General features: G+C 68.5%; 18 protein-coding genes. 12 read left to right on the top strand and 6 right to left on the bottom strand.

The window, feature by feature from the left end; genetic code table 11:
- Nucleotides 1-43 precede the first annotated feature (43 nt).
- Genes ABH925_RS30655 through ABH925_RS30645 form a run of 3 tightly spaced genes read left to right on the top strand, consistent with a single transcriptional unit; the run spans nt 44 to nt 6,959 of the window.
- Nucleotides 44-3,106, top strand: coding sequence for a TnsA-like heteromeric transposase endonuclease subunit (locus ABH925_RS30655; protein WP_370153354.1), 3,063 nt, complete (start codon nt 44-46; stop codon nt 3,104-3,106).
- Entirely contained in the window at nt 3,103-4,269 is a 1,167-nt protein-coding gene (locus ABH925_RS30650) for a TniB family NTP-binding protein (RefSeq protein WP_370153227.1), read from the top strand. Before ABH925_RS30655 ends, ABH925_RS30650 begins: the two co-directional genes overlap by 4 nt.
- Nucleotides 4,266-6,959, top strand: a complete 2,694-nt coding sequence (locus ABH925_RS30645; protein ID WP_370153225.1) for a TniQ family protein — start codon at nt 4,266-4,268, stop codon at nt 6,957-6,959. The genes ABH925_RS30650 and ABH925_RS30645 overlap by 4 nt, the downstream gene beginning before the upstream one ends.
- A 38-nt stretch (nt 6,960-6,997) precedes the next feature.
- On the opposite strand, the gene ABH925_RS30640 is transcribed toward ABH925_RS30645, so the two are convergent.
- Both ABH925_RS30640 and ABH925_RS30635 read right to left on the bottom strand, forming a co-directional pair.
- The gene (locus ABH925_RS30640; protein ID WP_370153223.1) at nt 6,998-7,696 is read right to left on the bottom strand and encodes a 2'-5' RNA ligase family protein; all 699 of its coding nucleotides are present in this window, start codon (nt 7,694-7,696) and stop codon (nt 6,998-7,000) included.
- Between the two features lie 11 nt (nt 7,697-7,707).
- A complete protein-coding gene (locus tag ABH925_RS30635) occupies nt 7,708-8,076 on the bottom strand; it encodes a 6-carboxytetrahydropterin synthase (RefSeq protein WP_370153221.1) in 369 nt (122 codons plus the stop codon).
- A 562-nt stretch (nt 8,077-8,638) separates the two neighbouring features.
- Here ABH925_RS30635 and ABH925_RS30630 point away from each other — a divergent pair.
- Complete coding sequence (locus ABH925_RS30630; protein WP_370153219.1) at nt 8,639-8,914, top strand: hypothetical protein; 276 nt, start codon at nt 8,639-8,641, stop codon at nt 8,912-8,914.
- A 130-nt stretch (nt 8,915-9,044) separates the two neighbouring features.
- On the opposite strand, the gene ABH925_RS30625 is transcribed toward ABH925_RS30630, so the two are convergent.
- The gene (locus ABH925_RS30625; RefSeq protein WP_370153217.1) at nt 9,045-9,377 is read right to left on the bottom strand and encodes a hypothetical protein; all 333 of its coding nucleotides are present in this window, start codon (nt 9,375-9,377) and stop codon (nt 9,045-9,047) included.
- A 124-nt stretch (nt 9,378-9,501) separates the two neighbouring features.
- Complete coding sequence (locus ABH925_RS30620; protein WP_370153215.1) at nt 9,502-10,161, bottom strand: hypothetical protein; 660 nt, start codon at nt 10,159-10,161, stop codon at nt 9,502-9,504.
- Here ABH925_RS30620 and ABH925_RS30615 point away from each other — a divergent pair.
- A complete protein-coding gene (locus ABH925_RS30615; RefSeq protein WP_370153214.1) occupies nt 10,160-11,077 on the top strand; it encodes a hypothetical protein in 918 nt (305 codons plus the stop codon). The genes ABH925_RS30620 and ABH925_RS30615 overlap by 2 nt on opposite strands.
- A gap of 906 nt (nt 11,078-11,983) precedes the next feature.
- Nucleotides 11,984-12,376, top strand: a complete 393-nt coding sequence (locus ABH925_RS30610) for a hypothetical protein (RefSeq protein WP_370153212.1) — start codon at nt 11,984-11,986, stop codon at nt 12,374-12,376.
- A 58-nt stretch (nt 12,377-12,434) separates the two neighbouring features.
- Here ABH925_RS30610 and ABH925_RS30605 read toward each other — a convergent pair whose 3' ends face one another.
- The gene (locus tag ABH925_RS30605) at nt 12,435-13,028 is read right to left on the bottom strand and encodes a hypothetical protein (RefSeq protein ID WP_370153210.1); all 594 of its coding nucleotides are present in this window, start codon (nt 13,026-13,028) and stop codon (nt 12,435-12,437) included.
- A 119-nt stretch (nt 13,029-13,147) separates the two neighbouring features.
- On the opposite strand from ABH925_RS30605, the gene ABH925_RS30600 reads away from it, so the two are divergent.
- From ABH925_RS30600 to ABH925_RS30575, 6 genes are all read left to right on the top strand, one after another.
- On the top strand, nt 13,148-13,600 hold the full coding sequence (locus ABH925_RS30600; protein ID WP_370153208.1) for a hypothetical protein: 453 nt from the start codon (nt 13,148-13,150) through the stop codon (nt 13,598-13,600).
- Between the two features lie 210 nt (nt 13,601-13,810).
- Entirely contained in the window at nt 13,811-14,296 is a 486-nt protein-coding gene (locus ABH925_RS30595) for a hypothetical protein (protein ID WP_370153206.1), read from the top strand.
- A 358-nt stretch (nt 14,297-14,654) separates the two neighbouring features.
- Nucleotides 14,655-15,239 carry an RNA polymerase sigma factor gene (locus tag ABH925_RS30590; protein ID WP_370153204.1) on the top strand — a complete coding sequence of 195 codons (585 nt, stop codon included), beginning with the start codon at nt 14,655-14,657 and terminating at the stop codon, nt 15,237-15,239.
- Between the two features lie 137 nt (nt 15,240-15,376).
- Nucleotides 15,377-15,628, top strand: a complete 252-nt coding sequence (locus ABH925_RS30585) for a helix-turn-helix domain-containing protein (RefSeq protein ID WP_370153353.1) — start codon at nt 15,377-15,379, stop codon at nt 15,626-15,628.
- Between the two features lie 191 nt (nt 15,629-15,819).
- A complete protein-coding gene (locus ABH925_RS30580) occupies nt 15,820-16,269 on the top strand; it encodes a hypothetical protein (protein ID WP_370153202.1) in 450 nt (149 codons plus the stop codon).
- Nucleotides 16,270-16,390: 121 nt separating this feature from the next.
- Entirely contained in the window at nt 16,391-16,639 is a 249-nt protein-coding gene (locus ABH925_RS30575; RefSeq protein WP_370153200.1) for a hypothetical protein, read from the top strand.
- Nucleotides 16,640-16,645: 6 nt separating this feature from the next.
- Here the strand turns inward: ABH925_RS30575 and ABH925_RS30570 are convergent, their stop codons facing one another.
- Nucleotides 16,646-17,659 (bottom strand): hypothetical protein, encoded by a 1,014-nt coding sequence (locus tag ABH925_RS30570; RefSeq protein ID WP_370153199.1) that lies wholly within the window; start codon nt 17,657-17,659, stop codon nt 16,646-16,648.
- Nucleotides 17,660-18,481 lie beyond the last annotated feature (822 nt).

The following is an 18,481-nucleotide window of genomic DNA, read 5'->3' as shown; positions in this document are numbered from 1 at the left end:
ACGCTGCATTGGCGGCGGCCGGCTGGTGACGCTGGGGGTGGGCATGTCGCGCGTGCTCGGTTCGGTCTCTGTGAGCCTTCGCCGTCCGGACGGCAGCATTGACGACAAGCGTGCCTGGCCACGGGCGGGCGTCGACGTGTTCCAGCCGTCTATTCCTTGGCGAACGTTCCGTTGGTGCTACGGACAGAAGCACTACTCGGGCACCTACTGGTCTTCGACGATGCAGGCGCACGTGGTCTACGAGTCACGGCTTGAGCTGACCCGGCTTCTGTACGCAGACTTCGATCCGGTGCAGGTCGGGCTCTTCGCCCAGCCGTTCCTGCTCTGTGCTGAGGTCGACGGGAGGACGCGGCGCCACGTCCCGGACTTTCTGGTCCTGCGCGAGGACCAGGTCCCGATGGTCGTGGACGTCAAGCCGCGGCACCTGTTGGCGGACCCCGAGGTGTCCTCGGCGCTTGGGTGGGCCCGGGAGGCTGTCGAGTCCCGGGGGTGGGACTTCCAGGTCTGGTGCGAGCCGCCCGAGGCAGAGTTGGCGAATCTTCGGTTCCTGGCTGGGTATCGCAGGGGCTGGCTGTTCGACTCTGGCCTGTTGGCGGAGCTCCGCAGCTTGCGCTTGGTCGGTCTGAGTCTGGGTGAGGCTTTTCGGATCCTTCCGCACCGCCCCGGGCCGCTGGTCCGCGCGGCGGTCCTGCACCTGCTCTGGCGGCAGGAGATCGCGACCGACCTGGGTGTGGTGCTGTCCGCCCGGCACACCTTGACGGCCGGTCCGGCGGTGGTGGTCGGTGCGGGGTCGAGAGAGCTCCCCGTTCCTGCGGCGGCCGATGCTCTGGAGGAAGACGAAGCAGCTTGGGAGGTTCCCCGCAGCGCCGATGGGGGTCGGCGTTCAGCTCGAGGAGGGCATGTGACTGGAGCGGCAGTACGCGTCGGAGTGGGAACCAGGCTGTCCTACGACGGTGAGGTGGTGACCGTGGAGGAGATGTTCGGGGCCTCGACCGGCAATGAGGTATTGGTGCGCGATGGCCGCGATCGTAGGTTCCGGCTCTCGCTTCGCGAGGTCCTGTCATCGGGTCGAGCCCGCGTCATCCCGGAGTATCCCGGGCCTGCGTCTGATGATGCGGGTGAGACGGCCTCGGTGTTGCTGGCTCAGCTGGGCAGCGAGGAGCTCGCTGAGATCCAGGAGCGGTCCGCGCAGATCAACGAGGTTCTCTACGGCTACCGGTCGGGTTCGCCTGAGCTGGCGGCCCCGAGCGAGCCCCGGCCCGCCTACGCGCCGGGGACACCGTTGATGCGGCGCTACCAGGCGAAGGCAGCGGAGCTGGGGGTCAATGTCCGCACGGTCCGGCGGTGGGCTCACGCCTCCCTGGCCGAGAGGGAGGCGGGCCTGGCTCGGGAGCACGTGGTGGGGGCGGCGGATTCGGGTGGGGTGGGCCGGGCCGATCCGCGCTGGGTCGCGATGGCGCTGGAGATCATGGCTGAGCATGAAGAGGAGTCGACGCCGACCCGGGCCAAGGTGATCCGCAGTATCGGTCCTCGTCTGGCGGCACGATTCCCCGGCGAACAGGTGAAGTTGCCGTCGCGGCCGACGGCCTATCGGTGGCTCGAGGAGCTGGAGAACAGGCGTCCCACGTTCCGGCTCAGCGCCAAGCGGAACCGGGACATCGCGGCGCGGTCGGGGACGGCCCATGGCAAGTTGCGGCCGACCAGGCCCGGTGAGTACCTGCTGATGGATACCACTCGGTTGGACGTCTTCGCGTTGGATCCGCTGACGCTGCGGTGGGTCCAGCCTGAGCTCACGGTCGCGATGGACTGGTACACGCGGTGCATCACCGGGGTGCGTCTGACGCCGGTGTCGACGAAGTCCATCGACGTGGCCGCGACGCTGTTCCAGGCATACCGGCCGCGTCGAGCGGAGTCCACGTGGCCCAGCGGCGCGGTCTGGCCCGACCACGGGGTCCCGCGCGGGATCCTGGTGGATCGGGACGCGGTCGCGGGCCCGATGGCGCAGGCGGCGGAGGGCCAAGTGGGTCTTGCCGGGCCAGCGCTGGTGCCGGAGACGATCGTGGTCGACCACGGGAAGGTCTACGTCTCTGAGCACATCACGAGTGTCTGCCAGCGGTTGGGGATCACCATCTCCCCTGCTCGGCTGAGAACGGGAAGGGACAAGGGGCCGATCGAAAGGTTCTTCCGAAGCCTGCGCGAAGGGCTGCTGGAGAACCTGCCCGGCTACAAGGGCCCCGACGTCAAGTCGCGGGGCCTGAGCCCCGAGAGTGACGCGTTCTTCCTGCTCCAGGAGCTGGAAAGGATCATCTGCGAGTGGGTGGCGGTGGTCTATCACCGTCGGCCCCACCGCGGTCTGGTGGATCCGCGCATACCGGGGCTGGCGCTGTCGCCGGCGGCGATGTTCGACCACGGGGTTGCCCGGGCCGGCTACATCGAGGTCCCTCGCGACCCGGACCTCGGGTTCGAGTTCCTGAAGACGCACTGGACGAAGATCCACCACTACGGCATCGAGGTCCGCGGCGGCGGACGTCGCTACGACGGTCCCGGGTTGGACGACTTCCGCGGCAAGACCAGCCCCTACACCGCGGCGAAGGCCAAGGGGAAGTGGCCTGTCCAGTTCGACCCGGACGACGTCAACCTCGTCTACTTCCGGCACCTGCGAACCCGGCGATGGCACACGCTGACCTGGGAGCACGCGGCGGCGGTCAGGTTTCCGATCAGCGAGGAGGCCCTGGAACTGGCCCGCGCGATGGCGAAGAAGAAGTACCGCTACCCCAACGACGAGGACGCGGTCGCCGAACTGCTGGAGCGCTGGAACCTTGGGCTGGGTCTGACGATGGCCGAGCGGCGCATCGCCCTGCGGCAGGCCCGCGACCAGTCGGCCTTCGACCTGGCTGCCCCTGAGGAGGGTGAGGAGGTGCAGGAACTGCCGTCCGTCGCTCGGGTGCTGGCCCTGGACGCGGCCGAGGGCGGCCGGGAGGCGGAGGAACCGACTGATGCGGAGCACTACGAAGGGCCGGTGGCCGGCGACGACGACTTGGACGAGGAATTGGACAGCCCCGAATCGGACGAAGACTTCTACGCATCCGCTCTGGAGGACGCATGACCACCGGCCCTGACCGCGATGCGCACGCTGGCCCGCTGCCCAAGCTCGACAACCTCACCCTCTCGCGCAAGGAAGGGTTCCGGCGCATGGCAGACGCTCCGCGGCGCCGGAAGCCCGACGAGCTGACCCTGCGGGAGTTGAGCGCCCTGAGCGAGGCCGCCCTTCGCGACTACAACAAGGACAGGCGCCTCTGGCACGCGAACCTCGGCCCGATCAGGACACCACAACTCGAGGCCCTGCAGGAAGATCTGTGGGACATCGTGGACAGCAACCTGCAGGACGGTGACAAGGCCAAGGGCGCGGTCGCGGTCGACGCCTTCCCAGGGCTTGGGAAGACCACCGCGGTGCTGAACTTCGCCCTGAAGTTCCACCGCCGCGAGATCGCGGAGGAGGGCCGGTTCACCGAGGCTGGACACGAGCGTTGGCCTGTCTGCCGGGTCGGGCTGACCAGCAACATCGGCATGAAGGACTTCAATCGGGCCATGCTCGAGTTCTTCGCCCATCCCGGCCGCATCAGCGGCACCTCCGCCGAGTTCGTGCAGCGGGCCATGGACTGCGTCCTTGACTGCGAGACCAAGCTACTGATCATCGACGATCTGCACTTCCTGAAGTGGCAGTTCAAGACGGGCAAGGAGGTCAGCAACCACTTGAAGTTCATCGCCAACGAGTTCCCCGTCACGCTCATCTTCATCGGGGTCGAGCTGGCAAAACGCGGACTGTTCGACGAGGTGGACGAAACCGGTGACGTGTCGTTGGCCCAGACCGCGCGCCGCACCACACCCCTGACAATGACCCCCTTCGACATTGACAGCGATCCGCACCGCGAGGAGTTCCGCAACTTCCTCCTCAGCGCCGAACAGCGGCTCGTGCTGAGCCGCAAGTTCCCCGGCATGCTCGCCGACGAGCTCTCCGACTACCTCTTCCTTCGCACCACCGGTCACATCGGATCGCTGATGACCCTCCTGAACCGGGGAAGCCAACGGGCGGTCCGCACCGGCGCTGAGCGGCTCGACGCCGATCTCCTGGACCACGTCAAGATCGACGCCGCGTCCGAGAAGGCCCGCGCTGCGTTGGAGAAGAAGTTCAAGCGCGGCCGCCTGACCAGCAAGCCGACGAAGAAGGCGGCACCGGCCCCGCGGAGCAAGAAGGCCGATGCCGCGTGACAGAGCTGAGGACCCTGCCCATTCGCGTGAGCCCAGTCCCGGGCGAGGCCCTCGATTCATGGCTGGAGATGACGGGACACCAGCTGCACACGCCTCTGAAGGAACTCCTGCGCAGACTGGGCCTGGGTCCGCAGCCGAACCGGTACTGGCATCTGCGCAACTGGGCGGTGCAGATCACACCGGAGGAGGCCGCCAGCGTGGCCGCGACCTGCGGGACGAGCGCGGACAGAATCCTGGCCATGACGCTGTCCCACTACGACCAGCGCGCCGTGATCTTCACCGCGGCAACAGGGAAGGTCGACCGGCAAAAGCTCTGGGGACGGGCGACCTGCTCGCGATACTGCCCGGACTGCCTGGCCGAGAACGGTGGCCGGTGGATGCTCACCTGGCGCCTGGGCTGGTCCTATGCCTGCCTTCAGCACCGACGCTTGCTCGCCGACCTCTGCCCAGGCTGTGATCGTATGCAGCGACGGACCGGCTTCCCGAAGCAGATAGTCCCACAGCCGGGCAAGTGCGTCACCCCTTTGAGCACGCGCGACCTTGAAGGGGTTGGGCCGCGCTGCGGCTACGACCTGTCCAGCACCGAGACGATGGCCCTTGCTCCCGACCATCCCGCGCTGATCGGACAACGCCTTCTGCTCGGCGCGATCGAGGCCGGCACCGCCGTGTTCGGGATCTACCGCGACCACCCCCAACCAGTGCGTGAGATGTTGTCCGACGCTCGCGTCCTGGCCCATCAGATCCTCTGGCGCGAGCGGGGCAAGGCATTCAGCGCCGACTTGCCGACCGACCTGGTCCAGGCCCACCAGCTGGCCCTGAATACGGCACCGCAGCCGTTCGGACCCAGAGCCACCGAGGTCCGTCCGGGATTCGCCGCCCCCTCCCACGCCTCGACCACGGCATTCGCGGTCACTGCGGCTCTGCAGATCCTCACACAATCCGACCTTGACGCGGCCGCCGCATTGTTCGCTCAGCTGATCGGCCCGGTCGACGCGAGCATCGTGACACCCTCCACGATCCGGGCGCGAGGCAGGACGATCAGTACCGCCTTCCGGGCCGTCCAACTCAAGGCGCTCGCCCCGCACATGGTTCCGATCCGGGCACTGCGCTATCGCACCGCCTCCGCGCTTCCCCAAGATCCTGAGCCGACCGGCTCGGTCAGCCTTCACCGGGCACGCTCGATCCCCACCATGTTCTGGTCGGCCTGGTCCCTGCGGATCTCGCCGTCGATCAACTACCGTCTTCGTCACATGCGCGCGTTCCTGTCGTGCATGCTCGTCGCTGTCGGAACGCGCCTGGAGACCTCGACGATCACCCAAATCCTGGGCGGCGTGGTCGATCTCGCCAGCCTTTCCGGGCGCACGAAGATCCTCCGGAGCGACGCGGCCGGCTGGGAGAAGACAGAGCGGGCCCTGGTCCGGCTCGCCGACTACCTCGACAGCACCCCGGCACCCATCGACTACCAGCGGCGGCGAACGCTCGACTACAGCGAGCTCCTCCCGGATTCCCTCTGGACGGCGATCTGCCGAAGCACCGGGATCCAGACCGGCCGAGGAACGCGTCTCGCTCTGGCACGCAACCTGCTGTTCGAGAAGCTCAGTGGCCTGCCACCAGAACATGCCCCACAGGCGTTCACCTACCGGGGCAAGGCATTCGGGGAATCCCGACTCATGTTCACCGCCGGGATCACCACTGACCTTGCCCATGCGCTCGAGCAAGCTGCCCTTCAGTTCCTTGCCCGGCACGGCATCGACGACGAACCCGTCACCTGGCAGCCCCCGCTCGATCTCCTCCACGGCCTGCAACTTCCAGGCACGGACCCGGAGAGCTTCAACGCCGACGACGTCCACAATCTCATCAACGTCCACACGGTGGTCAACGGGCCCCGCCCCCGCCGACTCCGACTCATCCACGCGGCAACCGAACTAGGCACCACGGTGGAGGCCGTCCTCCATATTGCGCAAGAGACCCCCGCGCCCGCCGGCCCCGGAAGGCTCGACTATCGGCACACCACCCCGGCCGATGAACGCATCCGCCATCTGCGCGAAGAAGTATCCAAGGACACCTTCGAGGCCCTCCACGCGACCACATCCCTCGCGGGCATCGGCACCCGCTTCGGCATCGGCCGGACCAGCGTCGCCGCAATTCGAGATGAGCACGGCATCGCTGCTCGACCGAGCAACCGCACACGGGAAAAGCCCCGCCCGACCAGGGAATGGATGGTCGAACAGTATGAGGAGCGGAACAGGTCGATGGCCTCGATCGCCGCCGAACTCGGCGTCAGTAAGACCACCGTGAGCCGCTGGGCACGATATTTCGAGGTCGCTACCCGCTCCCGCCCGGAGGTGGGCAGCGACCGGCACCTGAAGAACCTGCTGACCGCACAGAAACTGCCTCGCCTTCTCTGGCCGACGCTGTCAGCCCAAGGAGCCAGCCTGCGACTCGCACGCTTCGCGGAAGCCTGCCACCATCCGTCGCTACGGGCGGCAGCCCGAGCGATGGGGATCATTCCACACAACCTCGTCAGCCAGGTCGGGCGCTTGGAGCGAGACCTGGGCGGCCAACTTCTCGACCGCGGGGCTCGACACCGCATCCAGCAGCTAACGCCCCTGGGACGGCAAGTCCTCACAGCCATCGGCGAAATCGAGTGTGACCTTCCCCAGGGCAGCAGCCATAGGACACGAAACTGAGACACCGACGATGGACACGGTGGTGAGACAACAACAACTCAGCAGGCCACCCCATCGACATTGGCCACAGGAATCGAGAACCTACAGGTCGCTACGTGGTCCCAGCTCAGGTCCCACGCCTGCTGCCCGTCGCCGACCGGGACCTGGCGGAACAGGACGTCGACCAGCTGCACGCTGGCCACGGTCATGGTGGCGTGGCTCGGGCGGATGCGGCGCAGAGCGCTCTGCAGCTTGTCCGAGCTGCCGTCCGCGAACGAGTACCCCAGGCTCATGTGGACCGGCGCCACCGGGTAGTGGAAGTCGCTGGGCACCGTGTTCTGGACCGCGCAGCGGATCACCCGGTGCAGGGCGTCGACCTCGGCGTCCGGGTGGACGTCCATCAAGGCGCCGTTTCGGCCCGCCAGCGGCGAGCCCAGGTCGAGAGTGAAGGCGTCCACCTTCGCCAGGGCCACCAGCAGCGCCTCGACCAGGCTGACCCGCTGCTCGGCGGTGACCGTGTCGGAGGTGCCGACGCTGACCACCTCCAGCGTCAAGTGCAGGAAGACGTCGTCCGCCGGCAAAATCGGATAGCCCTTCATCGCGGCGCGGCACTCGCCGACCAGCACGGCCAGCTCCCGGTCCACCGCCAGATCCGGCACCGCGTACACGTGGAGCACTCTGGTGCTGGCCTCCGGGGCGTCGGGATCGGAGCCGTCGGGCCAGGGCGCACCGCGGAAGGAGGGGATGAACTTCTCCATCGTCGCCGCCTCTACCGCTGCGCGGGCGGGGTGAAGGCGGTCCACTCACCGGGACGTGCGCTGATCCGTACCTGCACCAGTCCCTCCACCTGCGGGGCCCACTGCTCGTACAGCCAGGCTGCGACGGCTTCCTCCGAGGTCGAGTTGTCCATCACCTCGTTCAGGTGCTGGTGGTCCAGGGTCCGTGCGGCCCACTCGGCGACCTCGCGTTCGGTGGCGTCCAGGTCTCGGATGGCGAAGGCCTCGCCCGAGCCGGTGACATGGAACTCCGCCGACCACTGGTGGCCGTGCATGTTGGCCTCCGGGTGGAAGCGGGGCAGCCCCACCACCACATGGGTTGCCGTCCAGCGCACCTCCAGTACCCGCGTCGTGCTCAGCATCGTGTCCCCCTGTGTCGTGCCGTCAGAGTCGGTGTCGACCACGCTAGGCCCGGGTCCGCCGCGGCGGGATCCTTTGACGAACACTGCCCGACCCAGGGGCCCGCTACCCGCTCCCGATGACCTCGACCAGCAGGCTGGCACCGCCTAGGCTGGAGAGACCGCCCCGGGCAGCGGCGAGGCCTCCAGCCCCCCGGAAGCGGCCCCCGCGACCCCTGGCGTTGTCCCTTCCGTGGCCGCTACCGTCGCCCCTTCCAGGCCCTCGACTCAAAAGGTCGGTATTTGCCCAGGTCAGGGGTTCTTTTCAAGATCATTTCGATTGCCGACAACCCTCTTGCGCTCAGAAGAAGAAGTGAAGCGCAGAGGGTCCAGTCCCGGTGCCGTCGGCTGCTGCGGCCAGAAGGTGTGTTGTTGGTGCCCAGGCGCCTGGGAAGCGTGCTGCCGCAGGGCCCGGCCACAGCGCCGGACCGGGGAGCGCGAGGGGCGCGGCACAGCCACCAGGGCCCCGGGGGCGGGCGGGGGAGTCCCTGGTGCGCGGTCCGGGCCCACGCGTCACCATGGCGTCATGAGCGCCACCGACCCCACCGACAGCACGGGCACCCTGACCGCAGGCGGGCAGCGGTTCGCCGAGCACTACGCCCACGCCCTGGCCCTGATGGACCGCCTCGCCCGATCGGTGGAGGAGGGCAACTGGCCCTTCGCCGCCGACGTGGCCGGGGAGGCGAGCACCGCGCTCGACGAGCTGAGCACCGCCGCCAGCGTCCTGACCACCGAGGCCACCGCCACCGTGCCCGCCGCCGTCCTGGACATCACCGACCGGCTGGCCCGCCCCGAAGGCTGACCCGCCGACCATCGCCGGGCGATCGGTCCTGCGGCCGTCCCCGGCCTCGACCGGGCCTCTGTGCGCCGGAGACGGCCACCACCAGTCTCCCCGCCCGGCCACCAGGCCCAGCACGGATCCCGGCGACCGACTACAGCTCGGCGAGCATCTGCTTCTGCAGCGCGGCGCTGACGGTCTTCCACGTCCTCGCCTCCCGGGCCTGGACCGCGAGCGGGTGCGCGTACATCGCCTCGAACGCCGCGTCCCGCACCGCGCGCAGCCGGTCCAGCTCGGCCTGCTGCTCCGGCTCCCACTGCCGGCGCTGGAGCGCCGCCTCCGGATCCCACCGTCCGCCAGGATCGGGGAACAACTGCCTGCGCTCCTCGGTGACCGCAGCGTCGTAGGCGGCAACTTCGGCATGAGCGGCCCACCAGGCCCGGTACACCGCAGCCAGTTCGGACGGAATCTCCACATCATCGGACACCCGCGCGATCCTACGACCCAGCTCAGAGCCCACCACCAGGACGCGCAGCAAACCGCCTGACGACCCATCCACCACCCGCCGCGGCGGAGGTTCGGGCGCGGGCGGCGCCGGGGCTCCGGCCGGGCTACGCCGCGGCGGCGGTGCGCCCCAGCAGGGCCGGGGTCGCGTCGACCAGGCGGTCCAGGGCGGAGCGCCAGATCTCGCCGGTGGTGGTCACCTGCGCCGCCAGTTCCTCGTACTCGGTCAGCGCCTCATCCTCGTGGTCGTCGCGGAACGCCCGGGTCGGCAGGGCGTCGGGCCACCGGTCGCGCCAGTCCCGCAGCTGCCCGATCGCCTCGGCCGAGGTGTGCCAGCACGCCGAGCGCACCCGCAGCACCAGCCCGGCGGGTAGCCGGACCGGGACCTTCTCCGGGTAGCCGCCGTCGCGTGACCCGGGCCAGCGGCCCGGGATCAGGGCCTCGGCCGGCAGCGGCGGCCAGGCGTGGTTCCAGCCCCGCTCCCGCAGCTCGGCCCGCACCTCGAGCATCACCACCGAGTCGAGCGAGTCCAGCAGCTGTCCGTCGGCGCGAAGCTCGGCCCGGTGCGCGTACCAGGCTGTCCGCCGCTCGGCCGCCTCACGCCCGGACAGCTTCCGCACGTCCCAAGGCTCCGACAGCGACAGCACCCGCGCCCGCCGCTGCTCCGCCTTGAAGAGCGGCTTCAACGTCTTGAGCTGCTCCTTGGTCCCGAACGGGACGCGGGCGGTCACCGGCAGCACGGCGTCGTCGGGGATGGGCTCGGTCATGACCGACATCATCCCGCGCCGACCCGGCCTGTCCTCACCCCGGCGCGCAGCCCGGCCGCACACCACAGCAGCGCTCCCGCGCGCCCCCGCTCCGCCCCCGGAGCAGGGCGATGATGGAGAGGTGACCTCGCGGGTGCCGGCCGAGAGCCGGGATGATGAGCCGGTCGACGCCATGGCGGCCCGGCAGCTGACCGGCGAGCTCCAGCAGGCGATCCACGGAGCGCACCAGGCCCTGGCCCACCTGGCCGACCGCGTCCGCGCCGCCCACCGGGGCAGGGTCTGGATCGCGCTGGGCCACACCGGTTGGGGCACCTACGCCGAAGCCGAGCTGCGGATGAGCCGCAGCCAGGCCTACCGGCTGCTGGAGATCGCCACCACCCTGGACACCTTCAACCGCGCCGCCGCCAGCGCCGGAGCGATGTCCCCCACGGGCGACACCGAGCTGGCGCTGTGGGACTTCGGGCTCTCCCAGCGCGCCCTGCGTGACGTCGCCGGCCACGCCGACCGCATCGCCGAGGCCATCGCCGCCGCCCTGACCGACGACGGCCCCGACCGTCGCGCCGACCCGGACGCCGTCCGCGACCTCGTGCACCAGGTCGTCGAAGCCGCCCGCCACCCGGCGCCGCCGCCGCAGATCCCCGACACCTCCAAGAACTTCACCGACACCGACACCGACGTCGACCCCGCCGACGTCGCCTCGCTGCGCGCCGTGGTCGACCAGCTGGTCGCGATCCAGGGCAGGCTCGGAGTCCTGGCGCTGGAGATAGCTCCCGCCTACCTGACGGACGCCCAGGCCCGCGACGGCGGCCTGGACCGACTCGCCAACGACATCGGCATCGAGATCGAGCACCTGCTGGCGGCCCGCCACTACGCGGTGACGGGAGATCGACGCGCGCTGGAAGGAACCGTGCTGTGAAGCAGCAGCACCGGACCCAGGACGCAGCGGAAATGTCCCGTCTCAAATAACCCGAGGCAGGCCGAGGCTGTGTCCTGCGGTGCCTCGGATCAAGTGAGACGGACCCTCTTCGGCCGTCCCGCTCAACCCGAGGCACGACGCTGAATGTTCGGTTGTTCCGGCGCTGCTCGCTCCGGCGACCTGCAGTTGTCTCAGTGAAGGTGAGGCATCCCAGGCAGATGCCTCGGCAGAACTGAGACTGCCTCGATTTAGCTGAGACGGGACAGGAAACGATCTTCGCGCCCACCCCCTTGACTGGGGAGCTACGCTCGACTGAACCGTAAACGAAGTGCGGAAGCGGGCGAGCAGTAGACGCACCCCGCCCGGGGCCGAAATACCCCCGCCCGCCCCACCCGTGACGGACCCCCAGGCCCAAGCCGCCGGTCCCGGCACTGCCGCTAGCAGCAGTGCTTGCGCAAGCACCCACACCCGCTATACACACCCGCTCCCATCTGCGGTGCAGCAGCAAGCAGGCCAGGCCGTGACCCCCGTTGGTGACTGATCCGGTGACTTTCCCGGGCAGCCGCCAGCCGCTTGCACTCCGCGCCCTGTCCGGCGCAGCGGAATGACAGTGGTGACACTCCGGACGGCTGCGCCCGTCGATTTCCGCGCGCGTCGAATCGGCTCACCGACGTCGGCCCGACCCGAGCCCTGCCAGTGCCAGCCGTGCAGCTGCGGTCGGTGCCCACGGCGACAGATCTCAGCCGAGGATCCCGGAGGCATCGGCCTTCACATAGACGGATGAACCACCGTATTACCGTCGCAAAGCTTCCATGATCGTGCCAACGCCGGGAAGTTATCCACAGGCCATAGGCGGCAGGCTCCTCCATAGCAGGAAAGAGCAGCTCAAATCAGGAGGAAGAGAACATGTCGGAGCAGATGGACGCCTTTTGGAAGCAGGCGGAAGCGCTGGACACCCTGGCGTTGGTCGAGATGGCGGACGGCTGGCCGACCGCGGACACGGTCTACCTGGGCTACCCGCACAAGGTGATGGCCCTGGTGGACCCCTGGGACGACGTGAGGTACGGGCTGCTCCGGCACGCTGCGCACGTGGACCATCTGGCGATCGCGAACCCGGCCGACGAAGAGCTGGAGGGCATCGCCATCGCGGCCGCCGGCCTGCTGGTGAGCTACGACACGGAGTACGAGACCGGGGTGGGGCCCGAAAGCGCGGAGGACGTCGGCGAGTTCGAGGTGGACGACAACCTGGGCTACCTCCGGCAGGAGTACCACCACTGGCGCCTTGCCCTGCTCGACTGAGCGGTCCGAACGCCGGGGTGCGACGCTGCCACGTCGCACCCCGGCGCAGACGGACCGGTCAGTCCTGCGGGTTGAGCTGGGTGGGGCCCACGGCCCGGTCCACGATCACCACCACGCTGCCGCGCATGACCGCGGTGCCGTCGCGCTGGAGGGTGTGGAGCCAACTGGAGCCGGTGGCCACCGGGATCACCTCGGCGTCGTCTGCCAGCACGCCGGCGTGGGCGGCGGCGAAGCGGACCGGGGTGTCGTCGTCCCACTCCTCCAGGATCTGGCGCAGATCCCCGGCGGTCAGATGCGGCTGGCGCGGGCCGAAGGCGTCGACCCGGACGTCGAACTCGAAGGAGTGCCGACCCTCGTGCTGCTCCGGCAGCGTGCAGGGCTCCAACTCGGCGGCGTCGTGGCCGGGCGGGGTCGGGATCGGGTAGGCCCGGTCCTGCACCTGGCAGAACTGCAGCAGCACCAGCTCCCGCCCGCCGTCCTGGTGCCAGCGCAGCCACCAGTTGCCGTCCATCACACCGTCGATGTCCGAGTAGTGCCACTCCCCGCCGTGGCCAGGCTCCAGCTCGCACCAGGCCAGCTGCGGCAGCTCCTGGCCGCTCTGCTCCAGCGCCACCATGCGGGCGTACTCAATTTCGGTGAGAAGCGTTGCCACCGCACACCCCTGCCGAACCGCGACCATGCCGTCCCCTCCGAGCCCCTGCTGCCGACCCGGCAGTCCTCCGGCATTCTCCTCCGCCGCTGTCCACAGGCGGCCTGATCCAGGATCACCCCATGGCGACCTCGAAGAAGCCCAAGCCGCCCATCCACTGCCGCCAGCACGACGACCTGACCCCCGATCGGCAGCGCGCCTGCTACGCCCAGCCGATCCCGGCCACCGCCCGCGACCAGCTCGGGTTCATCATCGCCGTGGCCCTGCGCGACGCCACCCGCCGCAAGCCCAAAGCCGACCCGGACGCCCTGCGCCGCGACATCATCAGCACCCAGGCCTCCCTCTACAACGTCAGCGCCTTCACCATCCGCCGGCACCTGGCCGCCCGCGGGCCGCGCCCCGGCGCCAAGCTGCGCCGCGCCCTGGCCTACGACATCGAGGGCCTGTTCTGCCCGGTGCGCCGTGCGGAGACCGAGGCGCGGCGCGAGCAGGAACGGCTCCAAGACGCCAAGGCCCGGGCGGACAAAGCCGTCCGGGCGGGCGAAGCCCTGAACCGGCAGTTCGGCGACCGGTAGCCCGGCTGCCGTATAGGGGCGTCGTCTGCCGCCGCCACCACTGGATCGGCGAGCGCCTCGTCTCGCGGGAGGGCGTCCTCGCCGCCCCTGCGCAAGCTGTATGAAGATCCGTACGAAGGGTGTACGAAAGTTCATCCGGAGGGCTGTATGAAAGTTCATTTCGCAGCCCCTACCTGCGGCTTAGCACCGATTGGGGCCCCATTCATGTCCATGCGTCAGACACACGGGCAGGACGCCGCGGAGGGTGGACTGGACATCACCATCTCCCTGACCCCCGCCGAAGCCGACGCTATCGGGATCGACGCCGTCGACCTGGCCGAGTGGTTCGATAGCGTGCTGGTGACGCTGGCGATGATGCGGACCGGCATCGTCGCCCGCCGGCCGAGGTTCCCCACCCCTGGCGTGGACGACTGGTGCACAGCCGTCTGCGACACCTTCCAGCCGCCACGCCTGCAGGGCCTGGCTGACGCCGTCATTCGCACCGCCCGCAGGCTCGGCCTGAGCTACGCCGACTTCGCAGAGTCCATGGACGTCTCGCGCAGCACAGCCCAGAGCCGGGTACGCAAGATCACCGGTCAGCCCCCGGCCGGGTTCGAGAGCTGGGCACTGGGAGGGGACCCGGCCGCCGCACTGGACCGGTTCGGACCGATGACCGACGGTCCCCGCCATCCGGCGGACTACGATCTTGAGCTCTGAACCGTCGGGGACACGGCTGCGCAGCCGCCCCGCGCGGAGCACTTCGGTGAAGTGTGGGATGTCAGTTGCACGCTTTTGACGCCTCATCCGATTCATAGATGTGAGAACACGGGCGATTGAGAACTTGGGGTGGAGCTCGGCGGTGCCGGTCGCATTCCTCCGGCATCCCTCCTGGGAGGTACTGGTTGCTGTAGGTGTGCTTGTGCTCCTGCAGCGGGTGGTGAGTGAATGGCAGCGTCGGAGGACGCTGCTAGCGCTGCTCGACCGTGCGCCGTTGGGCAGCGTGGTGGAACAGGAACACGGCATAGGGGGACCAGGTATGCGCCTGGAAGTCGGCAAGAGAAGGAGGCGGTGACCAGTGGGAACACGGGTCACCGAAGAACAGCAGAAGGAGTTAGCTCGGCTGTTTGACTCTGCGTATGCCCGGATCTACAGGTACTGCATGGTGCTGACGAGAGGGCAGCGAGCGATTGCTGAAGACTGTGCGCAAGAGGCCTTCTACGCCGTCGCCAAGAGCTGGGACACACTCGGACCCCAACGTGAAGCGCGGCAGGAAGCGTGGATGCGATCGGTGTGCTGGAACAAATGGCATGACCTCCAGCGACATCAGATGACTGGCGACGCACTGAACAGCAAGGTCGTGCAGTTCTACGAGTCCACCCCGGCTACGCCCGAGGACGTCGTAGTCCATCGCGCCACCTTGCGGAAGTGCTTGGAGATCATTTTCATGATGCCGCCAGCCCGACAAGAAGTGGCACTGCTGCGCTGGAGGGAAGAGCTTTCGGTCAAGGAGATCGCGGTCTCCTTGGGAATCGCCCCCGCCACGGTTCGCTCACATTGCCGTACCGCGCGGAACCAGTTGGTCGAGCAGCTGGGAACCTGGCTTCCCCGGGTAGACCACCTGAGTGACATGGAACCTACTCAGCAGAGGAGGGGAGCATGAGAGGCGGACAAGAGCAGACCCAGGACCTTGAGCAATCCATCTCGATGGGGGCGCTCTACAACCAGGTGCTGGAACACGCCGTACCTGAACCCAGCGACGAACAGAAGGCGGCAGCGTTCGGAAAATTCCACGAGTGGATGAACCAGGAGGAACAGGAGGAGACGGCGGCAGTTGCCCCGAAGACGCCCCAGGAGCGTCCCCTGCCAGGCGTCAACTTTCTGACCGTAGCCGAGGTGGCATCGGTCATGAGGGTCTCCAAGATGACGGTGTACCGCCTGGTGCACTCATCGGAACTGCCCGCCATCCGTGTTGGACGCTCCTTCCGGGTGCCCGAACAAGCCGTGCACGACTACCTGATCGATGAGTACAGGTCGGTTTCCAACCTCTAGCAGCCCGGGCCGGCACCGGCCTCTTCTCAGAAGCTGGTGCCGCACGAAGCAACGGCCGATGCCCACCCTGCCCCGCCCGCCCACGAACGATCCCTTTGATTTCCGGGTTCCGGGCTTGCTCGCCAGAAGTGGATGGGACGCTGACATGTACGGGGCGGCGAGGTGCCGCCCTGTCTCATGCAGATCGGGGTATGCCTGTGATCGGCCGCGACTTCGCCCATTCCCTGTTCGACCAGCGCAAGGTGGAAGTACCGCTGGAGGCGCTGCGGGAGCTCCTGGAGGACTCCGCAATCCTGTCGATCAGCGACGACATCACCGCGGGGAGCATTGAGCGGTGGACGCAGAACAGCGACTCCAGCTTCGAGATGGCCGTGCGCTACGCGCCCGACACCACGGTGAACATCGCGCAGATGCTGCGTTGGCTGCTCGACGACCACCAGGACACGGCGTCCCTGGTCTACGGGATCATCGCCCACCGGGCGCGCGAGCGTGGGATCCCGCTCGTGTTCACGGCCGGCTGGCTTGTGTCGAACATCAACTGGGGCGGGGGAGACTCCTCCCCGCTGCCCGCGCTGCCCCACGGAGGCCTCGATGCCTTCGTGGTCGGGGCGACGTCGGAGCAGGCACTCAAGAACCTCTGAGAGGCCATCAGCCCTCCGCTGCCCAGACGAGCCCCGAACGCGTCCAGCCGGGGCCCGATGCCGAGCGGCAGTTCCGTCCAGCCCATCCCAGTCCCAGTGAAAGGGAACGACGATGCCCCACGTGCCCGTCAGTGTTCACGTCAATTCCACGGCCCTTGAACTGGCCAGCTTCACTGGCGAGGACGCGGCACCTTTGCTCAAGGCTGCTGGACAGTGGCTCGAGGACAAGGGCACAGCGATCTGCCTGGTCTCGGTGAACCTGGTCCCCTTCTACCTCTGCCCAGACGACTGCGAACCCGCTGAAGGCCAGCCAGGAGTACGACTCGACTTGACCGTCGACGTCTCCGGACTGCCCCGTCAGCAGAACTAACCGAACTCACCCAGCGCTGGGCTGCTCCTGTGCGACGTCGCCCAGGAGCAGCCAGAGCCTGTCGGCGGTCCCGGGCTCCCATGCGGCACGGAGCTTGCCGGTGCCGGGGTCGAGCTCACCGCGCCACGCGGCGACCCGGCCGGCAGCCGCGGCCATCAGCGGGGACCGGCGTCCGTAGTGGCTCTGCTCCCACGTCTTGGGGCCGATGGCGTCCAGCCTCACCCGGTGCCCCAGCGCCTCCAGGCGCTCCAGCACCGGCGTCAGGGCCTCACCGTCCCACCCGGCCAGCCTGCGCCCCGCCAAGGCCCGCTGGAGGGCCGCTGCGCCCTGCTCGGCGGGCACCGCCTCGACAGGGGCGCCCTTGGTGCGCGGACCGGCCAGCTTCACCAGGACGTCCAGCAGCCGGGCACCCGCAGCATCGACGACGTGCACTCGCGCCGCCAACGGCGGCCGCCGCCCCGATCCCCCCGGCTCCGCCTCCACCACGCTCACCCACACCACGGCCGTCAGCGGATCGGCGAGCAGCTGCTGCGCCCACTCGGCCAGCGCCCCCCGCCCGGCCCGCAGCCCGGCCTGCAAGCGCCGGATGCGGGCGATCCGCCGACACATCACACACCGGTGCGCCCCGTCGCCGGACTGCGTGAGCGGCTGCTGGGTGTGGGCGCCGCAGTCGTCGCACACCCGCACGGCCGTGCTGCGCCGGCGTGCGGCGGCGAGCTGGTTGGCGGTGGCCTTGGTCGGCACCGACTCGGCGACGGCGTACAGGGCGATCTCGGTCTTCTTGTCCCGCCAGTCGGTGCCGGCCACCCAGCCGCGCACCGGGCCGCCGGGCTCGCGGGGCAAGTCGGCCTTCGCCAGACTCGACTTGGCCGTCAGCGTCCAGGGCACCGCTCCCCAGTGGGGGTACGACACCTGAGCCGCCACGTCCGCCACGGTGCCCACCAGCGGCGAGACCGGCGGCCGCTCCTGCGCTCCGGCCCCTGCGTCGGTGCCGCTCTCCTGAGCCTCGTTCAGTTCCACTGCCTGCCCCGTTCCCTGACGCTCGGACAGGCCGCTGAGGCACCGTCCCACCGCATCGACGGTAGCCCCGAAACCACACCCTCAGCAACTCGCCATATGGCCGCTGATCAGGTAATTTCAAGCTTGCAAGCTGACTTCCTCGAACGCCACCGACAAGGCTTTCGAGGGTGCGCGAACGCGTCCTCGAGGTGGCCGGCCTGACGGCCCGTAGGGCCGCTGTCGAGCGAGGGTGCCGAAGGCATCCCTCCCTTTCCACCCCCTCTCTATCCCCACCGCACACAGAGGAATGCCCTATCCATAAACTCTCTGACAGCACATCAGAAACAATCATGAACCGTACACGCTCCAACACCCCAAACAATCACCCGACCGAACCCACCGGGGCACCCTAGGATCTCGTAAACTCCGACGTCTGATAAAGTGATGCGCACACCCCGACTCCGCCCCTGAAAAGGGGCCACCCCCACCCCAAGAAAATCCAGCACAGCACCACACAACAAAGCGCCGAAAGGCGCACCACACACCCCGCCACACCACCACAAACCCCCGCCACACCCCTCGAAAAGCCGGAGATTACTAGCTTGCAAGCCAAGAAACCACAGGCCCAACGGGCCAAGACACCACCCCCCACCCAACCCAAAACCGCCGAAAGGCGGCACGATAAACCACCCAAAACAAAACCACACGACTCCCGAAAGGGAGTCAGCACCCCACCGAATCACCACCACCAATTCCCCAACGGGGAATTCGGAAAGCCGCCAACGAGAATTCCCGAAGGGAATTCGTGCCCACCACCACGCATTCCCCGAAGGGGAATGCAGC

This window comes from Streptacidiphilus sp. EB129, assembly GCF_041262645.1.
Taxonomy (GTDB): Bacteria; Actinomycetota; Actinomycetes; order Streptomycetales; family Streptomycetaceae; genus Streptacidiphilus.
Note: the sequence above shows the minus strand (reverse complement) of the source record. Positions and strands in the feature narration are given on the sequence as shown.

What these genes read in the sequence shown, in the direction of transcription:
- ABH925_RS30580 (WP_370153202.1), top strand. Translation starts at nt 15,820, where the DNA reads ATGCCTGTGATCGGCCGCGACTTCGCCCATTCCCTGTTCGACCAGCGC.
- ABH925_RS30595 (WP_370153206.1), top strand. Translation starts at nt 13,811, where the DNA reads ATGCGTCAGACACACGGGCAGGACGCCGCGGAGGGTGGACTGGACATC.
- ABH925_RS30655 (WP_370153354.1), top strand. Translation starts at nt 44, where the DNA reads ATGTCGCGCGTGCTCGGTTCGGTCTCTGTGAGCCTTCGCCGTCCGGAC.
- ABH925_RS30620 (WP_370153215.1), bottom strand. Translation starts at nt 10,161, where the DNA reads ATGACCGAGCCCATCCCCGACGACGCCGTGCTGCCGGTGACCGCCCGC.
- ABH925_RS30640 (WP_370153223.1), bottom strand. Translation starts at nt 7,696, where the DNA reads ATGGAGAAGTTCATCCCCTCCTTCCGCGGTGCGCCCTGGCCCGACGGC.
- ABH925_RS30630 (WP_370153219.1), top strand. Translation starts at nt 8,639, where the DNA reads ATGAGCGCCACCGACCCCACCGACAGCACGGGCACCCTGACCGCAGGC.
- ABH925_RS30650 (WP_370153227.1), top strand. Translation starts at nt 3,103, where the DNA reads ATGACCACCGGCCCTGACCGCGATGCGCACGCTGGCCCGCTGCCCAAG.
- ABH925_RS30585 (WP_370153353.1), top strand. Translation starts at nt 15,377, where the DNA reads ATGAACCAGGAGGAACAGGAGGAGACGGCGGCAGTTGCCCCGAAGACG.
- ABH925_RS30615 (WP_370153214.1), top strand. Translation starts at nt 10,160, where the DNA reads ATGACCGACATCATCCCGCGCCGACCCGGCCTGTCCTCACCCCGGCGC.
- ABH925_RS30635 (WP_370153221.1), bottom strand. Translation starts at nt 8,076, where the DNA reads ATGCTGAGCACGACGCGGGTACTGGAGGTGCGCTGGACGGCAACCCAT.
- ABH925_RS30610 (WP_370153212.1), top strand. Translation starts at nt 11,984, where the DNA reads ATGTCGGAGCAGATGGACGCCTTTTGGAAGCAGGCGGAAGCGCTGGAC.
- ABH925_RS30600 (WP_370153208.1), top strand. Translation starts at nt 13,148, where the DNA reads ATGGCGACCTCGAAGAAGCCCAAGCCGCCCATCCACTGCCGCCAGCAC.